The 14,717-nt window shown below is 59.4% G+C and carries 13 protein-coding genes; 10 read left to right on the top strand and 3 right to left on the bottom strand.

Annotation, left to right across the window (positions count from 1 at the left end):
• Positions 1-3 precede the first annotated feature (3 nt).
• The 4 genes from ABIA48_RS23770 (at position 4) to ABIA48_RS23755 (ending at position 6,586) form a co-directional block, all read left to right on the top strand.
• Complete coding sequence (locus ABIA48_RS23770; RefSeq protein ID WP_429491765.1) at positions 4-1,284, top strand: aminotransferase class V-fold PLP-dependent enzyme; 1,281 nt, start codon at positions 4-6, stop codon at positions 1,282-1,284.
• A 29-nt stretch (positions 1,285-1,313) separates the two neighbouring features.
• The gene (locus ABIA48_RS23765) at positions 1,314-2,201 is read left to right on the top strand and encodes a formylglycine-generating enzyme family protein (RefSeq protein WP_429491763.1); all 888 of its coding nucleotides are present in this window, start codon (positions 1,314-1,316) and stop codon (positions 2,199-2,201) included.
• A 191-nt stretch (positions 2,202-2,392) separates the two neighbouring features.
• On the top strand, positions 2,393-4,042 hold the full coding sequence (locus tag ABIA48_RS23760) for a cyclic peptide export ABC transporter (protein WP_429491761.1): 1,650 nt from the start codon (positions 2,393-2,395) through the stop codon (positions 4,040-4,042).
• 126 nt (positions 4,043-4,168) lie between these two features.
• Complete coding sequence (locus ABIA48_RS23755; protein WP_429491759.1) at positions 4,169-6,586, top strand: TonB-dependent siderophore receptor; 2,418 nt, start codon at positions 4,169-4,171, stop codon at positions 6,584-6,586.
• A 224-nt stretch (positions 6,587-6,810) separates the two neighbouring features.
• Here the strand turns inward: ABIA48_RS23755 and ABIA48_RS23750 are convergent, their stop codons facing one another.
• Positions 6,811-7,317, bottom strand: a complete 507-nt coding sequence (locus ABIA48_RS23750) for a PaaI family thioesterase (RefSeq protein ID WP_429491757.1) — start codon at positions 7,315-7,317, stop codon at positions 6,811-6,813.
• Between the two features lie 169 nt (positions 7,318-7,486).
• Positions 7,487-7,933: a GNAT family N-acetyltransferase gene (locus ABIA48_RS23745; RefSeq protein WP_429491755.1), complete on the bottom strand. Its 447-nt coding sequence runs from the start codon at positions 7,931-7,933 to the stop codon at positions 7,487-7,489.
• Between the two features lie 94 nt (positions 7,934-8,027).
• Here ABIA48_RS23745 and ABIA48_RS23740 point away from each other — a divergent pair, with 94 nt between their 5' ends.
• From ABIA48_RS23740 to ABIA48_RS23715, 6 genes are all read left to right on the top strand, one after another.
• The gene (locus tag ABIA48_RS23740; RefSeq protein WP_429491753.1) at positions 8,028-8,231 is read left to right on the top strand and encodes a hypothetical protein; all 204 of its coding nucleotides are present in this window, start codon (positions 8,028-8,030) and stop codon (positions 8,229-8,231) included.
• Between the two features lie 349 nt (positions 8,232-8,580).
• On the top strand, positions 8,581-9,600 hold the full coding sequence (locus tag ABIA48_RS23735) for a helix-turn-helix transcriptional regulator (protein WP_429491751.1): 1,020 nt from the start codon (positions 8,581-8,583) through the stop codon (positions 9,598-9,600).
• Between the two features lie 120 nt (positions 9,601-9,720).
• Entirely contained in the window at positions 9,721-10,818 is a 1,098-nt protein-coding gene (locus ABIA48_RS23730; RefSeq protein ID WP_429491749.1) for a hypothetical protein, read from the top strand.
• 61 nt (positions 10,819-10,879) lie between these two features.
• Positions 10,880-12,502 (top strand): hypothetical protein, encoded by a 1,623-nt coding sequence (locus ABIA48_RS23725; RefSeq protein WP_429491747.1) that lies wholly within the window; start codon positions 10,880-10,882, stop codon positions 12,500-12,502.
• 2 nt (positions 12,503-12,504) lie between these two features.
• On the top strand, positions 12,505-12,780 hold the full coding sequence (locus ABIA48_RS23720; RefSeq protein ID WP_429491745.1) for a YkgJ family cysteine cluster protein: 276 nt from the start codon (positions 12,505-12,507) through the stop codon (positions 12,778-12,780).
• Positions 12,781-13,228: 448 nt separating this feature from the next.
• Positions 13,229-13,576, top strand: a complete 348-nt coding sequence (locus ABIA48_RS23715) for a DUF6124 family protein (RefSeq protein ID WP_429491744.1) — start codon at positions 13,229-13,231, stop codon at positions 13,574-13,576.
• Between the two features lie 146 nt (positions 13,577-13,722).
• Here ABIA48_RS23715 and ABIA48_RS23710 read toward each other — a convergent pair whose 3' ends face one another.
• Complete coding sequence (locus ABIA48_RS23710; protein ID WP_429491742.1) at positions 13,723-14,688, bottom strand: alpha/beta hydrolase; 966 nt, start codon at positions 14,686-14,688, stop codon at positions 13,723-13,725.
• Between the last annotated feature and the right edge of the window lie 29 nt (positions 14,689-14,717).

Here is a 14,717-nt window from a genome sequence, read left to right as displayed (position 1 = left end):
TCCATGACCAACCGTCGTTCATTCCTCAAGCAGGCCGGCATCCTGGCAGCCGGCATTCCCCTGGCCTCGGCCGTGAGCCTGCCGGCACTGGCCGCCGCCCCGGCGCCCTTGCCCAAGGACAAATGGGAGCAGTTGCGCCAACTGTTCACGCAAGACCCGAACTACCTGCATTTCGCCAACTTTTTGGTGACTTCGCACCCGCGTCCGGTGCGTGAAGCCATCGAAATGCACCGTGCCAACCTCGACCGCAACCCCGGCCTGGCCATGGACTGGCATCGCGGCGAAACCGAACGTCGCGAAGAAGAGGTGCGCGTCTGGGCCGGCCGTTACTTGAAGGCCAAGCCGTCGCAGATCGCCCTGACCGGCAGCACTACCGAAGGCCTGGCGATGATCTATGCCGGCATCCACGTGCGCCCTGACCAGGAAATCCTCACCAGCGAACACGAACACTACGCCGCCAACAGCGTGTTCGAATACCGCACCCAGAAGGACGGCACCCAGGTTCGTAAAATCCGGCTGTTCGAAGACCCGTACAAAGTCTCGACCGCCGAAGTGCTGGCCGCGATTGAGAAAAACATTCGCCCCGAAACCCGAGTGCTGGGCATGACCTGGGTGCACTCCGGCAGCGGCGTAAAGCTGCCGATTGGCGAGATCGGCAAACTGGTGGAAGAAAAAAACCGTGGCCGCGCCGACAAGGAGCGCATCCTGTTCGTGGTGGACGGCGTCCACGGCTTCGGCGTGGAAAACCTCGACTTCCCCGACATGCACTGCGATTTCTTCATCGCCGGCACCCATAAATGGATGTTCGGCCCACGGGGCACCGGGATCATCTGCGCCCGTTCCGACGAGCTCAAGGACGTGACCCCGACCATCCCGACCTTCTCCGAAGCCACGCAGTTTTCCACCGTGATGACCTACGGCGGCTACCACTCGTTCGAACACCGCTGGGCGCTGACCGAAGCCTTCAAATTGCATCTGGAACTGGGCAAGGCCGAGGTCGCAACGCGCATTCACGACATCAACAGCTACCTGAAAAAACGCTTGCAGGCGCACCCGTCGGTGGAGCTGATCACGCCACTGTCGCCGGAGTATTCCGCCGGTTTCACCTTCTTTCGCATCAAGAACCGCGATTGTGAAGAGGTCGCCAATTACCTGATGGACCAGCGCGTGGTGTGTGACGCCGTCGACCGCGATGTCGGGCCGATCATTCGTGTGTCGCCGGGGCTGCTCAATACCGAAGCGCACATCGACAGGTTGATGGAACTGATGGCCAGCAAACTCTGAACCGCCGACTCCCTTAAGCGAGAAGCCTTATGAAAAACACCCTCTACAGGTGGCGCGCCAAACGCCTGGGCACCCCGATGCTGCTGGCATTGCTCGGCAGCGCCGTGCCGAGCCTCGCCCAGGCGTACACTGCGCCGTTGCCGGGCAAGGTCTTTAAAGACTGCCGTAATTGCCCGGAAATGGTGGTGCTGCCCGCCGGCACATTCACCATGGGCACCCCGGAAGACGAGGTTGGCCGCGAGCCTGATGAAGGCCCGATGCATGAAGTGACGTTCGCCCAACCATTTGCCATGAGCCGTTACCAGATCACCGCCGCTGAATGGGACCAGTACCTCAAGGAAACCGGGACCACCCTGCCCGATGGCGACACCCGCCCCGGCCGCGAGTGCATCAACAGCAAGCCGCGCTACCCACAAAGTCCGCGCCAGCCTGCCGTGTGCATGAACTTCGCCGAAGTCTCGGCGTATGTCGCCTGGCTGTCGCTGAAAACCGGCCAGCACTACCACATCGTCAGCGAGGCCCAACGCGAATACGCGGCCCGTGCCGGGTCAACGGGACCGTTCCCCTTCCCGTTCGACCCCGGCACCGAATACAGCATCGCTACCCACGCCAACACTTACGGCCCGACCGATGGCTACAGCTATTCCTCACCGGTCGGCAGCTACCCACCCAACGCCTTTGGCCTGTACGACATGCACGGCAACGTCTATGAGTGGATCGCCGACTGCTACCACCCGGACTATGTCGGCGCGCCCACCGACGGCAGTGCCTGGACCGAACCCAACTGCGACACCCTGCGCATCCGTGGCAACGACTGGGGCGAAGCACCGGTGTTTTCCCGTTCGGGCAACCGCAACGACATCGACCCGCAGACCCGTGGCGACTGGATCGGTTTCCGTGTAGTCCGCACTCTCTAACCTCCCCCCTAACCCCTGTGGGAGCGGGCTTGCTCGCGAAGGCGGCGGATCAGAAAAGTTGATGTTGGCTGACACGACGCCTTCGCGAGCAAGCCCGCTCCCACAGGTTTTGTGTCGCCCACCATTTAAATAAAGCCCTCCATCAGACGTTCTATTGGGTATCTGCCTTACGACCCAAGGAACTGCTTGCCATGACCCAGCCCACCCGAGGCGCCATCGGCGAATTACTGGCCCTGTTGAAACCGTTTCGACTGATCGTTGCCACGTCCATTGTCCTGGGCATGGTCGGTGGCCTGAGCGTGACGGTACTCCTGGCCACCATCAACAACGCGCTGCATTCGCCGGACGGCCTGACCCAAGGCGTGGTCGCACTGTTCGGCGGCCTGTGCCTGCTGGCCCTGGGCAGTTCGATCTGCTCGGACATCGGCACCAACTACGTCGGCCAGCACATCATTGCCAGGCTGCGCAAAGAGCTGGGGGAAAAAGTACTCTCGGCGCCCATCGAACAGATCGAACGCTATCGCAGCCACCGCCTGATCCCGGTGCTGACCCACGACGTCGACACCATCAGCGACTTCGCCTTCGCTTTCGCGCCACTGGCGATTTCCCTGACCGTGACCCTCGGCTGCATGGGTTACCTGGCAATGTTGTCGTGGCCGATGTTCCTGATAATGGTGGTGGCGATTGCCATCGGCACCGGCATCCAGTTCTACGCGCAGGGCAAGGGCATCCAGGGTTTCATGGCCGCCCGTGACGCCGAAGACGATTTGCAAAAGCATTACAACGCCATTGCCGGCGGCGCCAAGGAGCTGCGCATCCACCGCCCGCGGCGCCAGCGCATGTTCGTCAAGGGCATCCAGGGCACCGCCGATTTCATCTGCAACACCCAGGTGCGTTCGATCAACACCTTCGTGATCGCCAAGACCCTGGGTTCGATGCTGTTCTTCGTGGTCATCGGCCTGGCGCTGGCCCTGCAATCGCTTTGGCCCAGCGCCGACAAAGCGGTGATGAGCGGCTTTGTGCTGGTGTTGCTGTACATGAAAGGCCCGATTGAACACTTGGTCAGCACCTTGCCGATCGTGAGTCGGGCGCGCATTGCCTTGCGCCGCATTGCCGATCTGTCGAACCGCTTTTCCTCGCCCGAGCCGCACCTGCTGCTCAACGACAACGGCATCCAGCCGACCGTGGTCAACCGTCTGCAACTGGACAACGTCAGCTACGCCTTCCCCGCCGCACCGGGCAGCGACGCATTTCGCCTGGGCCCGGTGAACCTGACTATCGAGCAAGGCGAGATCATTTTCATCGTCGGCGAAAACGGCTGCGGCAAGACCACGCTGATCAAGTTGCTGCTGGGCCTGTACGCGCCGCAACACGGTGAAATCCTGCTCAACGGCCAGGGCATCGATGCGCAGAACCGCGACGACTACCGCCAACTCTTCACCACGATCTTTGCCGACTACTACCTGTTCGATGACGTGGTGCAGGGCGACCGGCACATCCCCGAAGACGCCAATAAATACCTGCAACGCCTGGAGATTGCGCACAAGGTCAGCGTCCAGGACGGCAGCTTCACCACCACCGACCTGTCCACCGGCCAGCGCAAGCGCCTGGCGCTGGTCAATGCCTGGCTGGAAGAACGCCCGGTACTGGTGTTCGACGAATGGGCCGCCGACCAGGACCCGACCTTCCGCCGCATCTTCTACACCGAGCTGCTGCCGGACCTCAAACGCCTGGGCAAAACCATCATCGTCATCTCCCACGACGACCGCTATTTCGACATGGCCGATCAACTGGTGCGCATGGAATCGGGCCGGGTCGTCACCGAGCGCACAACCGTCTGAGTGTCGTTGCCGCACGCAAATCATTGTTTTTTGAAGTTTGTTTTCCGGTTTAGGCAAAGTGGCCCGTCTAATAATAATTATCATTAACTAAAAAACTGCACACACCCTTCTGGAGCGATTCGAGCAATGCAAAGCCCTACTCTGTCCCGCGCACCCTTGGCATTAGCCATCGAACGGCAAAGGAAATTCCGAACGCTCGTGCCGGGCGCACTGTTGACCCTGTTGCTGTTGGGCACTTCCCAGGTCGAGGCAGCCCCGGTGAACGTCAATGTGCCGGCTCAGGCGCTGGCCAGTGCATTGCGCCAACTGGGCCAGCAGACCAACCTGCAGATTCTCTACAGCCAGGACATGGTCAACGGCATCCAGTCCACGGCGGTGTCCGGCAACATGGAACCGGAACAGGCACTGAAAACCTTGCTGCTGGGGAGCGGCATCAATTTTCAGTTGAATGGCAACACCGTGTCGCTGGTGCCATCGGCCGGTGACTCCAGTGCGCTGCAACTGGGCGCAACGTCCATCACTGGCGTGGCGCTGGGGCCGACCACCGAAGGCACGCACTCCTACACCAGCGATGAAGTGACCATCGGCAAAGGCAACATCAAGCTCAAGGACATCCCGCAGTCGGTGTCCGTCGTCACGCGCCAGCGCATGGACGACCAGAACCTGAACAGCCTGCAGGACGCCCTGCGCCAGGTCACCGGCGTGACCGTCAAGACCTACAACTCCGGCTCCAGCCTCAACGACATCTTTATGCGCGGCTTCCTCGTTGACCAGGTACAGGTCGACGGCGTCTCGCAACCCACCGGCCAGGGCGACATGGCCACCAGTTTCGACCTGGCGATGTACGACCGCATCGAAGTGCTGCGCGGCCCGTCGGGCCTGTACCAGGGCGCCGGCGAACCCGGCGGTACGATCAACGTGGTGCGCAAGCGCGCCCTGAGCAAATTCGCCCTCGGTGGCGAACTGGCCGCAGGCTCCTACGATCGCTACCGCTCTTCGGTGGACGTCACCGGCCCGTTGAATGACCAGGGCACCGTGCGCGGTCGCTTCATCACCGCCTACGAGAACAACCAGTCCTTCGTCGACCACGCGCAGAACGAACGCCCGATGGTCTACGGTCGCCTGGAGTTCGACCTCGACCCGGCCACCACCCTGTCGGTCGGCGGCGCTTACCAGAAGAACAACTCCACCCCGGCCTTCGGCTTGCCGGCCTACGCCGACGGATCATTGCTCGACGTGCCGCGCTCGACCTTCGTCGATGCCAAGTGGAACACCCTCAACGAAAAAGTCTGGGAATCCTTCGCCGAACTCGACCACGAACTGGATAACGGCGGTCAGTTCAAGACCACCCTGACCTACCGCGACGCCGAAACCCCGGAGCGTAATTTCACCTGGGCCGACGGCGCGGTCGACCCGGCCACCGGTGACAGCTGGGCCGTGGCGTACGACTACTACACCCACATCAAGACCATCGGTGTCGACAGCTTCGTCACCACGCCATTCGAATTCGCCAATCGCCGGCACGAGTTCACCCTGGGCGCCGAGTACCAGCACCTGGACAAGGATTTCACCTACGGCGGCGGCGAGTACTTCCCGATCAACGTGTGGGATCCGGGCAGCATCGACATTCCCCGCAACGACTATGCGCACGTCAACGGCAACTGGTCCAAGTCCGATCAGTACGGCCTCTACACCCGCGCCAAGTTCAACGTCACCGACTGGCTCGATGTCCTCGGCGGCAGCCGCGTAACCTGGTACGAAAGCGACGCGAAGAATGCCAACGCCTTCTTCAACAACTTCGGCGAAGCCCACACCAGCATCAACCGCAAGGTCGTGCCGTACGGCGCCGTCATCGGCAAGATCACCCCGGAACTGTCGACCTACTTCAGCTACACCGGCGTATTCAAGCCGCAGAGCGAAATCGGAACAGACGGCCAGCCGGTCGGCCCGCGCGAAGGCAAGCAGTATGAGATTGGCCTCAAGCGCGAATTCTACGACGGACGCCTGAACGCCAGCATCGCCGCCTTTCGCATCTACGATGAAAACCGCGCCGAATACGACAACACCTCCGGTGCCTACATGACCGAGGGCAAGGCCCGCAGCGAGGGCTGGGAAACCGAGCTGAGCGGCAACCTGACCGAGAACTGGAGCATCGTCACCGGTTATGCCTACACCTCCACCAAGTTCCTGGACGGCGATCAGGCCAACAAAGGCAAGACCTTCAGCACCATCACGCCCAAGCACAACTACAACTTGTGGACCAAATATGAGTTCACCGACGGACCGCTGAAGAATTTCAGCGTCGGCGGCGGCGTGCGTGCCGTCAGCGAAACTTACTTCCAGCGTGATGTGAAGTTCAGACAAGGCGGCTATGCCGTCACCACGGCGCAGGTCGGCTACAAGTTCAACGAAAACCTGTCGTCGACACTGACCGCCAATAACCTGTTCGACCGCAAGTACTACGACCGCGTCGATGCCTCCTGGGGCACCAACTTCTACGGCGACCCGCGCACACTGACCCTGAGCCTGCGCGCGCAGTACTGATTGCTGACAGCCTCATCCGCAACAAAAAACCGGGCCCCTGTAGGAGCGAGCTTGCTCGCGATAGCGCAATGTCAGTCAACAATGATGCTGACTGTGCAATCGTCATCGCGAGCAAGCTCGCTCCCACAGGTGTTGCAGTGGCCAAAGCCTTGGCTGAACAGCATTGGCCGCGTGCGGTCCGGTTGTGTTTTCGGCTTTCGACAACAGTCTGTGCCTGATTGGCTTCAGAAGTCGACCTGGCGGTCGTGCGCAGCGGCTCTGAGTTGCTCGGTATCGACGCGGACAAAAATGGAGTCTCCGACAGCGGTCAGGACATCCCCGGCGAAGACCTCACAGATGATGCGACTTTTACGCCCGACATCACCCTCGACCTTCGCCCTCAATGTCAGGAGAACACCCATCGGTGTGGGCTTGATGAACTTGATACCCAGGTTACCGGTGACACAGTTGATGTGGGGCAAGCTGCCCACTTCGCGCTGTTCTGCCCGATAGTGATAAGCCATCGCTGCCCAGTTGGAGTGGCAATCCACCAGCATCGCGATCAAACCGCCGTAAACCAGATCCGGCCAGCCGCAATACTTGTCATCGGGCAAATGCTCCGCCATGACATGCACCCCGTCTTCATGCCAAAAGCTCTTGATGTGCAGCCCGTGCGGATTCTGGCTGCCGCAGCCATAACAAACGCCTTCAGGTGCAGCGATGTCTTGAAGCGAAGTGTCCTGCGTGGTCATACCGTGTTCGTCCTTAATACTGGCGGCGAATCGTCGTGGTTCAAAGCGGGCCAGGTCGCACCGGTTCGCAACGGCTGATCAATAAGGAGGAGACGCTTTCATATTTCCCAGCGGGAGCGAGCGGCGGGCAGCATCGGGCCGATGTCGATATTACATAGCCGCTACTGAGTTATGAAGTGGGCTTCATGTGTGTCGCGTTATCATCCTGGATCGGCTGGAACCCGCAGCGCAGATAAAAGGCAGCGCCTTCTGGCGTGTCCGTGGACAGGCGTACGACACGGAAATGTCCACGCGCCTGTTCAAGAAGGTGCAGCACCAGCGCCTTGCCCACATTCTGCTCCCTTGATGCTCGCGCCACGTACACCCGTCGCAGTCTTCCTGTGCCGGGCCCGGCAAATGGATCGCACGAGAGTCCGCCAACGGCTATCAGTCGTCCGTTACGGAAAGCCCCAAAAAGGCATTCGCCTGCCTGATCGAATCGATTCGTCCCCGTTTCCCACTCCGCAATCAGTCGGGTGAGAAACCTGAACCCTTCTGCAACCGCCTCCGCTTCCAGCACCAGAATCTGCGGTGCAAGCGCTGAAACCTTACGTATAGCCAAATCGTCCGTTGTCATGACCACGGGATATCCCTTGTGTTTTCCCTAAGCGACACCGTCTGTCGCACCCCGTCGGCAACCTAGCGTCACTCGATAGCCGCAGGATACTGCCATGCCAATCCCCCCACGCCCGTTCACCCTTGTCTGCCCTCACTGCGCCTGGAAAGAAACCATTCTGCCCCACAGTGATTTGCTCGTGCTCGGCCAGGACTGGTTCATCAACTGCCCTCAGTGTCATATCCCTTCCCTTGAGCGCCGAGAGGCGAGTCGCAAGGAAATTCTCAAAACACGCCTGGAACAATTCCTCAACCAGTGACATTCCAGCGTCGCGACACAGGCTGTCGCCCCCCCGTGGAAAATGATCAGAAGCCCAGGAGGCCCTTCCATGAAAAACCTGTTTGCCGCCGTAGGATTGATTGTGGTGCTGAAGAAAAGCTACGAGCTGTACCGCGAGTACAGCGAACTGAAGCGCTACAAGGAAGAGCATCCGACTGCCCCCTCCTGAGCCACGGACAGTTGCTCAAGTTTAAAACGCCGCGGCCGAATAACTTTCATCCTTGTGCTCTGCACAAGTGATAGCATAACGCCATCTTACTCGGTAGCATCGACGTCAACTTACCGCCAGCCACTGGCTATCAGTTGAGACGCAGAACAAGGTAGTCATCATGTCCCAAGCGAAGGATACGCTGCTCAGACTGTTTGCATTGCTACGTCTGATTCCCACCGAACCTCAGCGCATCGCCACACCGACGTTGCTCGAAAAACTGCGCGACAAAGGCTTCTCCGTAACGCTGCGCTCGATTCAGCGCGACTTGAACCGGTTGTCGATTCCCTTCTCTTTACAGTGCGACGACAGCGAGACTCCGTTCCGCTGGAGCTTCACCCGCAATGCGCCGTTGAAACTGGAAGACATGGACGCCCCCACGGCTCTCGCCCTGTACTTGTCGGAGGGCCATCTGAGTGCCCTGCTGCCTCAGACCGTCCTCGACCAACTTGGCCCGCAATTTCGGCGTGCTCGAAATTTTCTGCACGGCCTTGGCGCTAACGGACTTGCAGACTGGGCGCGACGGGTACGCGCCATACCCAGTGGCAAAACCTTGCTACCTGCCCCCGTGACACCACAGGTCTGGGCACAAGTGTCTGCCGGCCTGATGGAACGCCGACAACTACAGGTCACCTACCAGAGTCGTAGTAAAGATGCCCTCAAGCATTTTCGATTACATCCGACGGGGATGGTGTCAAGGCACGCCATCAGCTACCTGTTGGCGTCGGTCGAAGGCTATAGCGACATCCGTCAGTTTGCCCTGCACCGCATTCAGCAAGTCCAGGTGCTGGACGAACCGGCAGGGCTGCACAGCGACTTCAATATCGACGACTACATCGCCAGTGGCGTGTTCAGCCAGCGCGAGTCCGACGCCAAAGTGGAACTGGTTGCCGATGTACATCCGCAAATCGCTTCCCTGTTACGAGAAACCCCTCTCAGTCACGAACAAGTCTTGAGTGATATCCCCTCTCACGACTGGAAACGCCTGCGCGCCGTCGTGCCGCTGGATCGTGAAACGCTGTGGTGGATCTTCGGGCTCAACGACAACATTCGAGTGCTCGCACCACAGATCTGGGTCGATGAAATTCGCCAACGCCTGGACTCGATGCAGTCGTTCTACCGAGTCGCACACCCGGCCTGATCAAGCAAGACCCGCACATTCGATCAAAGACAACACGGCAGTTAAATCGCCCTCGGAATCACGAAAGGCCGAGGGCAGGAAGTGCCACAAATCTCGTCAAACAACCACAAGGAAATTGCCATGCCGCTCCCACTGATCATCGGTGCCGCCGCCCTAGTCACAGCTGCTTATGGCGCCAAAAAAGGCTATGACGGTTATCAAAAGCACTCGGAAGCCGACGAAATCGTCAAAGATGCTCAACAACGCTATGACCGTAAAAAGGTCGCCTTTGACGAACAGGAACAAGAGACCACATCGGCTCTCGACCAGTTGGGGAAAAAGGAGCTTGAAGTTGGCAAGAGTTTTAACGAGTTCAAAATCCTGGCTGACAAACTCCTGCAACAGTTGAATGCGGGTCGCCAGAACAAGCTGGAAATCAAGATTCCCGAGCACAAACTCAAAAACGTCGAAAACTATAGCTACACGGCAATTGGTGTACTGGGCTCTGTCGCCGGTGCAGGTGCAGCCGGCGCAGCTGCCGGTTTTGCCGTCTACGGTGGCGTCATGGCGCTGGGCGCGGCCTCGACCGGTACTGCTATTTCCTCGCTGGCAGGTGTAGCTGCCACCAACGCAACCATGGCTGCCATTGGCGGTGGCTCGCTGGCCACAGGTGGACTGGGTATTGCCGGTGGCACCGCTATTCTCGGTGCCGCGGTGGCAGCACCCGTTCTGGCCATTGCCGGGTGGGCATACAACAGTCACGGCGAAGAGGCCGTGAAAAACGCACGCAAGGCCGAACAGGAAGTCGCCAAGGCTGTTGAAAAACTGGGCAGGGCCATCGAGCAGCTAGGCGATACAGGGGAGTATGTGCGCAAGATCCGGCGCACGCTGACGTCCATTTTCGGCCAGTTCAACCAGTATTTCGACACCCTGAAAGAAATCGAAAACTGCCTGCAGGATGCCAGAAGCCGCAACGCTGACGTGGGCCCGGTGATGGCCCGGTTCAACGACTCGATCATGCGCAGCATCGAAAATGGTTATGCATTGGCAGCCATTCTGGTTGACGTGATCACCACGCCAATCTTCAAGATCAAAAAAGTGGGTGGCAAGGTTGTTGAAAACAAAGACGGCATGCCGGTCATGGAAACGGATGCAGACGGCTCCATGGTCTTGAACGACACCGGACTGGACAGTGCCCTGATCAAGGCAAGCTCCGAGGCTGGAAAATTCGCGGCTTGATCCGGTCAAGGGGGGACCTCTCCCCCCTTTCTTCACTTCGTTTGTTTTCAGGGACTCCATCATGCACGCCGCAGCGCAGAACTTTCCTTGGGCCCAAGAGCTCGAGAAAACCGTCGTCAACAGCCTTGCCACCAGTTTCGGACTGGACTTTCTCCTGTTCAAGGACAAGCTCGGTGGCGAGGTGGACACCATCCATAATGCCCGCAACAAAGTCTGGGCCTCGGAAGAGGAAAAGCAACGCTACGAGCAACGCGGCGAATACAATTCGGACCCGTACCACCAGCACGAAAACTACATAGCGACCGGTCGCAAGGACAAGCAGTCCCATCAAGCGGGCACGCTGCACGACCCTTATCGCAACACCACCATGAAGGCGGGAGAAGAGCGCAATCTCGACCACGTCATCAGCGCAAGGGAAATCCATGACGACGAAGGGCGGGTCATGGCCGGACTGGACGGTGTAACCCTGGCCAACCAGGACAGCAATCTGCAATCCACCCATGAAAGCATCAACAAATCCAAGAACCGGACGTCGATCGACGACTACCTGAACAAGCTGCCCAACCTCATCACTACGCATGAATCAAACCTGGCCAGGGATCGCCAGCGTCTTGCCGGTGCGCCACGTAATACCCCCCAGGAGCAACACGTCGCGCGTGAACTGGAGGACAAGATCCGCAAGACCGAAGCGAAGCTCAATGAGCTGAAGGCCATCGACCCCGATGAAATGCGCAAAAGAGATGCGACAGCCAGGGCGCCATACGACGAACAGATCAATCGCGCCTATTACACCAGCAGCAAGTTCCTAACGCAGGCCGCGACGGCATCGGCCACGGCGGGCCTGCGCATGGGCACCCGGCAAATGCTTGGGCTGGTACTGGCTGAAGTCTGGTTCGAATTGCGTGAGCAGTTGCCTGCACTCTTTGAAAAGCTCAAGCACAGTTTCGACCTGGAAAAGTTCATCGACAGCATCAACAAGACGCTCAAAGGCATCTGGAAGCGCGTACAGGCACGCTTCAACGACTTCCTCATTGCATTCAAGGATGGCGTCTTTGCCGGCATCCTCGCCAGCGCCACGACCACGCTGTTCAACATCTTTGCCACAACCCAGAAAATGGCGATCAAGATCATTCGCGAGGTCTGGGGGCAACTGGTCAAGGCCATCAAACTGATGATCTTCAACCCCGAGAAACTGGGCTTTGTCGATCTCTGCAAGGCTGTCGTCTCGTTGATGTCTGTCGGGGCCGCGACGGTGGTAGGTTCTGTGGCGTACACCCAGTTGCTACCTCTGTGCAGCTTTCCGTTTGGCAGCGAGCTGGCCGCGTTCGCCAGTGCCCTGGTCACCGGCGTCGTCACCCTGGGGCTGAGCTATTTCATGCTGCACAGCAGCGTGGCGCAAAAGGTCTGGGCGTTTATTGAATCCCTCATGCCGCATGCCGCCATGACCCGCAAGTTTCAGGACATCAATGCCGAGCTGGATCGATACCTGACTGAACTGAGCCATCTCGAATTCAACCTTGATGTACACGAGATGGAAGAGTTCTCCCGTGAGCTGATGCACTGCAATGATGAAATGCAGCGCAGCATCGTGCTGAGGGAGGAAGTGGCCAAGCGCGACATCGAGCTGCCCTTCGAGATGGGCAACTCGGCCAGCACCCGAAGCTGGCTGGCGTCGTTAGTCTGACGATGCGGGTATTTCCGTGTACCCAATGCGGCAAGTGTTGCCAGAACGTCCACCTGGCTGAAGAAACCCGATTCCTGGATCGGGGCGACGGCACCTGCAAACACTACAGCGATAGTAGCAAGCAATGTACGGTCTATGCCGACCGACCGGACATCTGTCGGGTTGATCGGCAGTACGAAATGAACTACGCGAACCGCTACAGCTGGGACGAGTTTGTCGACCTGAACCTTCAGGTATGTGCAGTCCTGGCAGAACAACCTGAACGTGGGCCGCGATAATCCTGATCGCGGTTGCCTAATCTTCTCAGGGCGTGAAGCGGACCGGATTGCCCGGTTCGCACAGCGGCACCCTGGCCGTTGATTAAACACCGCCCGACAGACTTTGTTTAAGCGGCCTACAGGTTACTTCGTGAAAGCCACAACGCCTTGCGCCGTTGCCTACAGGTACGCCAGAATCCGCCGGCTTGTGCGCCTTGGGGGGCGTCGGTAACTTGGTTCGGGTCACTGATTTCCAGTGATCGGGTTTAGTAGCCCGTCTCATCATCCAGAATCGGTGCATAAGCGTCCTTCAGTCAGGTGTCTGCCTGCATTTGATGGTGGCTGTGCGCATGGCGCCTTCGGGTGCGCCGGATTTGGATGGTTGTCCGGTCTACTAACTTGCGTACAGCCGCCACCCTTCCGTTTAGTAGCGAGACAGGATGCGGCTCAACTGAGAGGTTTACCATCCATGTTCAAACCTACACCCAATCCGCCGGACACCGACCCGGCCTCCCCACATGAAAGCCCCGACTCAAAACAATTCCACGAAACCGCCGAGTGCGCCATCGATCCAGGCCCCAACATCATGGCCACCCCGCGCGCACCCAGCACGATGTTCATCGTCAACCCCGAACTCAGTACCGAAACCCTGCTGGTGCACGCCTGTGAGTCACTGGCGTCGGCCAATGTCATGGCTAACGATCTGGTGGATCATTTGCAGGGGACCAGCCGCAATGCGCTGTTGGGGATTGCGCAGGTGATCATGCTCGGGGAACTGGCGGTGAATCGGGCGCTGGATCAGCTTGATCCGCCCTGACCACATTTCCCAGATCACCGATAGACCTGTGGGAGCGGGCTTGCTCGCGAAGGCGGTGTGTCAGGCAACTTATGTGTTGGCTGAAATATCGCTTTCGCGAGCAAGCCCGCTCCCACAGGGGTACGACGTCGCTGATCACTAATATGTCAGGCCAAACTCTCGCTGATCTGCGCCGCCAGTTGCGCCAACATCCCCGGTACTTCCTGGACCATCTCGCCCATGCGTGCAAAGTCGTGGGTCATGCCGGCTTTCACGTCCAGCACCAACGGCTGCCCCGCCGTACGCAGTTTCTCGGCCCAGGCCAGGCCCTCGTCCAGCAACGGGTCGTACTCGGCCAACCACAGAACGGTGGGCGTCAGACGTTGCAAACGCTCGGCGTACAGCGGCGAAAAACGCCAGTCGGCACGGTCCGTCTCGCTGCGTTGGTATTGCTGGTAGAACCACTCCAGCGTGGTGGCTTCCAGCAGATAACCTTCGGCGAATCGCTCAAGGGACGGGCGCTTTGTTATGGCGTCGATCACCGGGTACAGCAGCACTTGCAGACGCGGCACCAGCGGCCATCCCAACGGGTCCCGGGCAATGGCGATACACAGTGATGCCACCAGGCTGCCGCCGACACTGTCCCCCGCCAGCGCTATTCGCCTCGCATCCAGCCCCAACGCTTTGGCACCGGTAATCGCGAGCCAGCGCGTGATGTCTTCGGCGTCGTTGTAAGCAGTCGGAAACCGGTGCTCGGGTGCCAGGCGATAATCCGCCGACAACACGGCAAACTCCCCCGCCAGTGCCAGGCGCCGGCACAGGGTGTCGTGGGAATCGAGGCTGCCCACCACGTAACCGCCGCCATGGAAGTACAACAACACCGGACGCGGTTCGCTGCCCGGTTGCGGTTTGGCGTACAGCCGCGCGTTGAGCCAATGCCCGTCTCGCGCAGGAATGCTGACCGCCGTTACCGTCAATGCACCCGTCGGTGCCTCATCGAGCAACTGCGAAGTCTGTTCGAATTGCTGCCGCGCTTCGCCAGGAGTCAGCTCGTGCATGGGTTGGCTTTTGCCGCTGAGGCGGCCGAACTCGGCCAGCTCTAGAAATCCTTCGATGTCCGGGTGCAGTGCCATGGGCGGTAGTCTCCAAAAATAAACAGGCT

Origin of the sequence: Pseudomonas sp. S30_BP2TU TE3576, from assembly GCF_050436025.1 — a bacterium.
Lineage (GTDB): Bacteria > Pseudomonadota > Gammaproteobacteria > Pseudomonadales > Pseudomonadaceae > Aquipseudomonas.
Note: the sequence above shows the minus strand (reverse complement) of the source record. Positions and strands in the feature narration are given on the sequence as shown.

What these genes read in the sequence shown, in the direction of transcription:
- ABIA48_RS23770 (WP_429491765.1), top strand. Translation starts at nt 4, where the DNA reads ATGACCAACCGTCGTTCATTCCTCAAGCAGGCCGGCATCCTGGCAGCC.
- ABIA48_RS23765 (WP_429491763.1), top strand. Translation starts at nt 1,314, where the DNA reads ATGAAAAACACCCTCTACAGGTGGCGCGCCAAACGCCTGGGCACCCCG.
- ABIA48_RS23760 (WP_429491761.1), top strand. Translation starts at nt 2,393, where the DNA reads ATGACCCAGCCCACCCGAGGCGCCATCGGCGAATTACTGGCCCTGTTG.
- ABIA48_RS23755 (WP_429491759.1), top strand. Translation starts at nt 4,169, where the DNA reads ATGCAAAGCCCTACTCTGTCCCGCGCACCCTTGGCATTAGCCATCGAA.
- ABIA48_RS23750 (WP_429491757.1), bottom strand. Translation starts at nt 7,317, where the DNA reads ATGACCACGCAGGACACTTCGCTTCAAGACATCGCTGCACCTGAAGGC.
- ABIA48_RS23745 (WP_429491755.1), bottom strand. Translation starts at nt 7,933, where the DNA reads ATGACAACGGACGATTTGGCTATACGTAAGGTTTCAGCGCTTGCACCG.
- ABIA48_RS23740 (WP_429491753.1), top strand. Translation starts at nt 8,028, where the DNA reads ATGCCAATCCCCCCACGCCCGTTCACCCTTGTCTGCCCTCACTGCGCC.
- ABIA48_RS23735 (WP_429491751.1), top strand. Translation starts at nt 8,581, where the DNA reads ATGTCCCAAGCGAAGGATACGCTGCTCAGACTGTTTGCATTGCTACGT.
- ABIA48_RS23730 (WP_429491749.1), top strand. Translation starts at nt 9,721, where the DNA reads ATGCCGCTCCCACTGATCATCGGTGCCGCCGCCCTAGTCACAGCTGCT.
- ABIA48_RS23725 (WP_429491747.1), top strand. Translation starts at nt 10,880, where the DNA reads ATGCACGCCGCAGCGCAGAACTTTCCTTGGGCCCAAGAGCTCGAGAAA.
- ABIA48_RS23720 (WP_429491745.1), top strand. Translation starts at nt 12,505, where the DNA reads ATGCGGGTATTTCCGTGTACCCAATGCGGCAAGTGTTGCCAGAACGTC.
- ABIA48_RS23715 (WP_429491744.1), top strand. Translation starts at nt 13,229, where the DNA reads ATGTTCAAACCTACACCCAATCCGCCGGACACCGACCCGGCCTCCCCA.
- ABIA48_RS23710 (WP_429491742.1), bottom strand. Translation starts at nt 14,688, where the DNA reads ATGGCACTGCACCCGGACATCGAAGGATTTCTAGAGCTGGCCGAGTTC.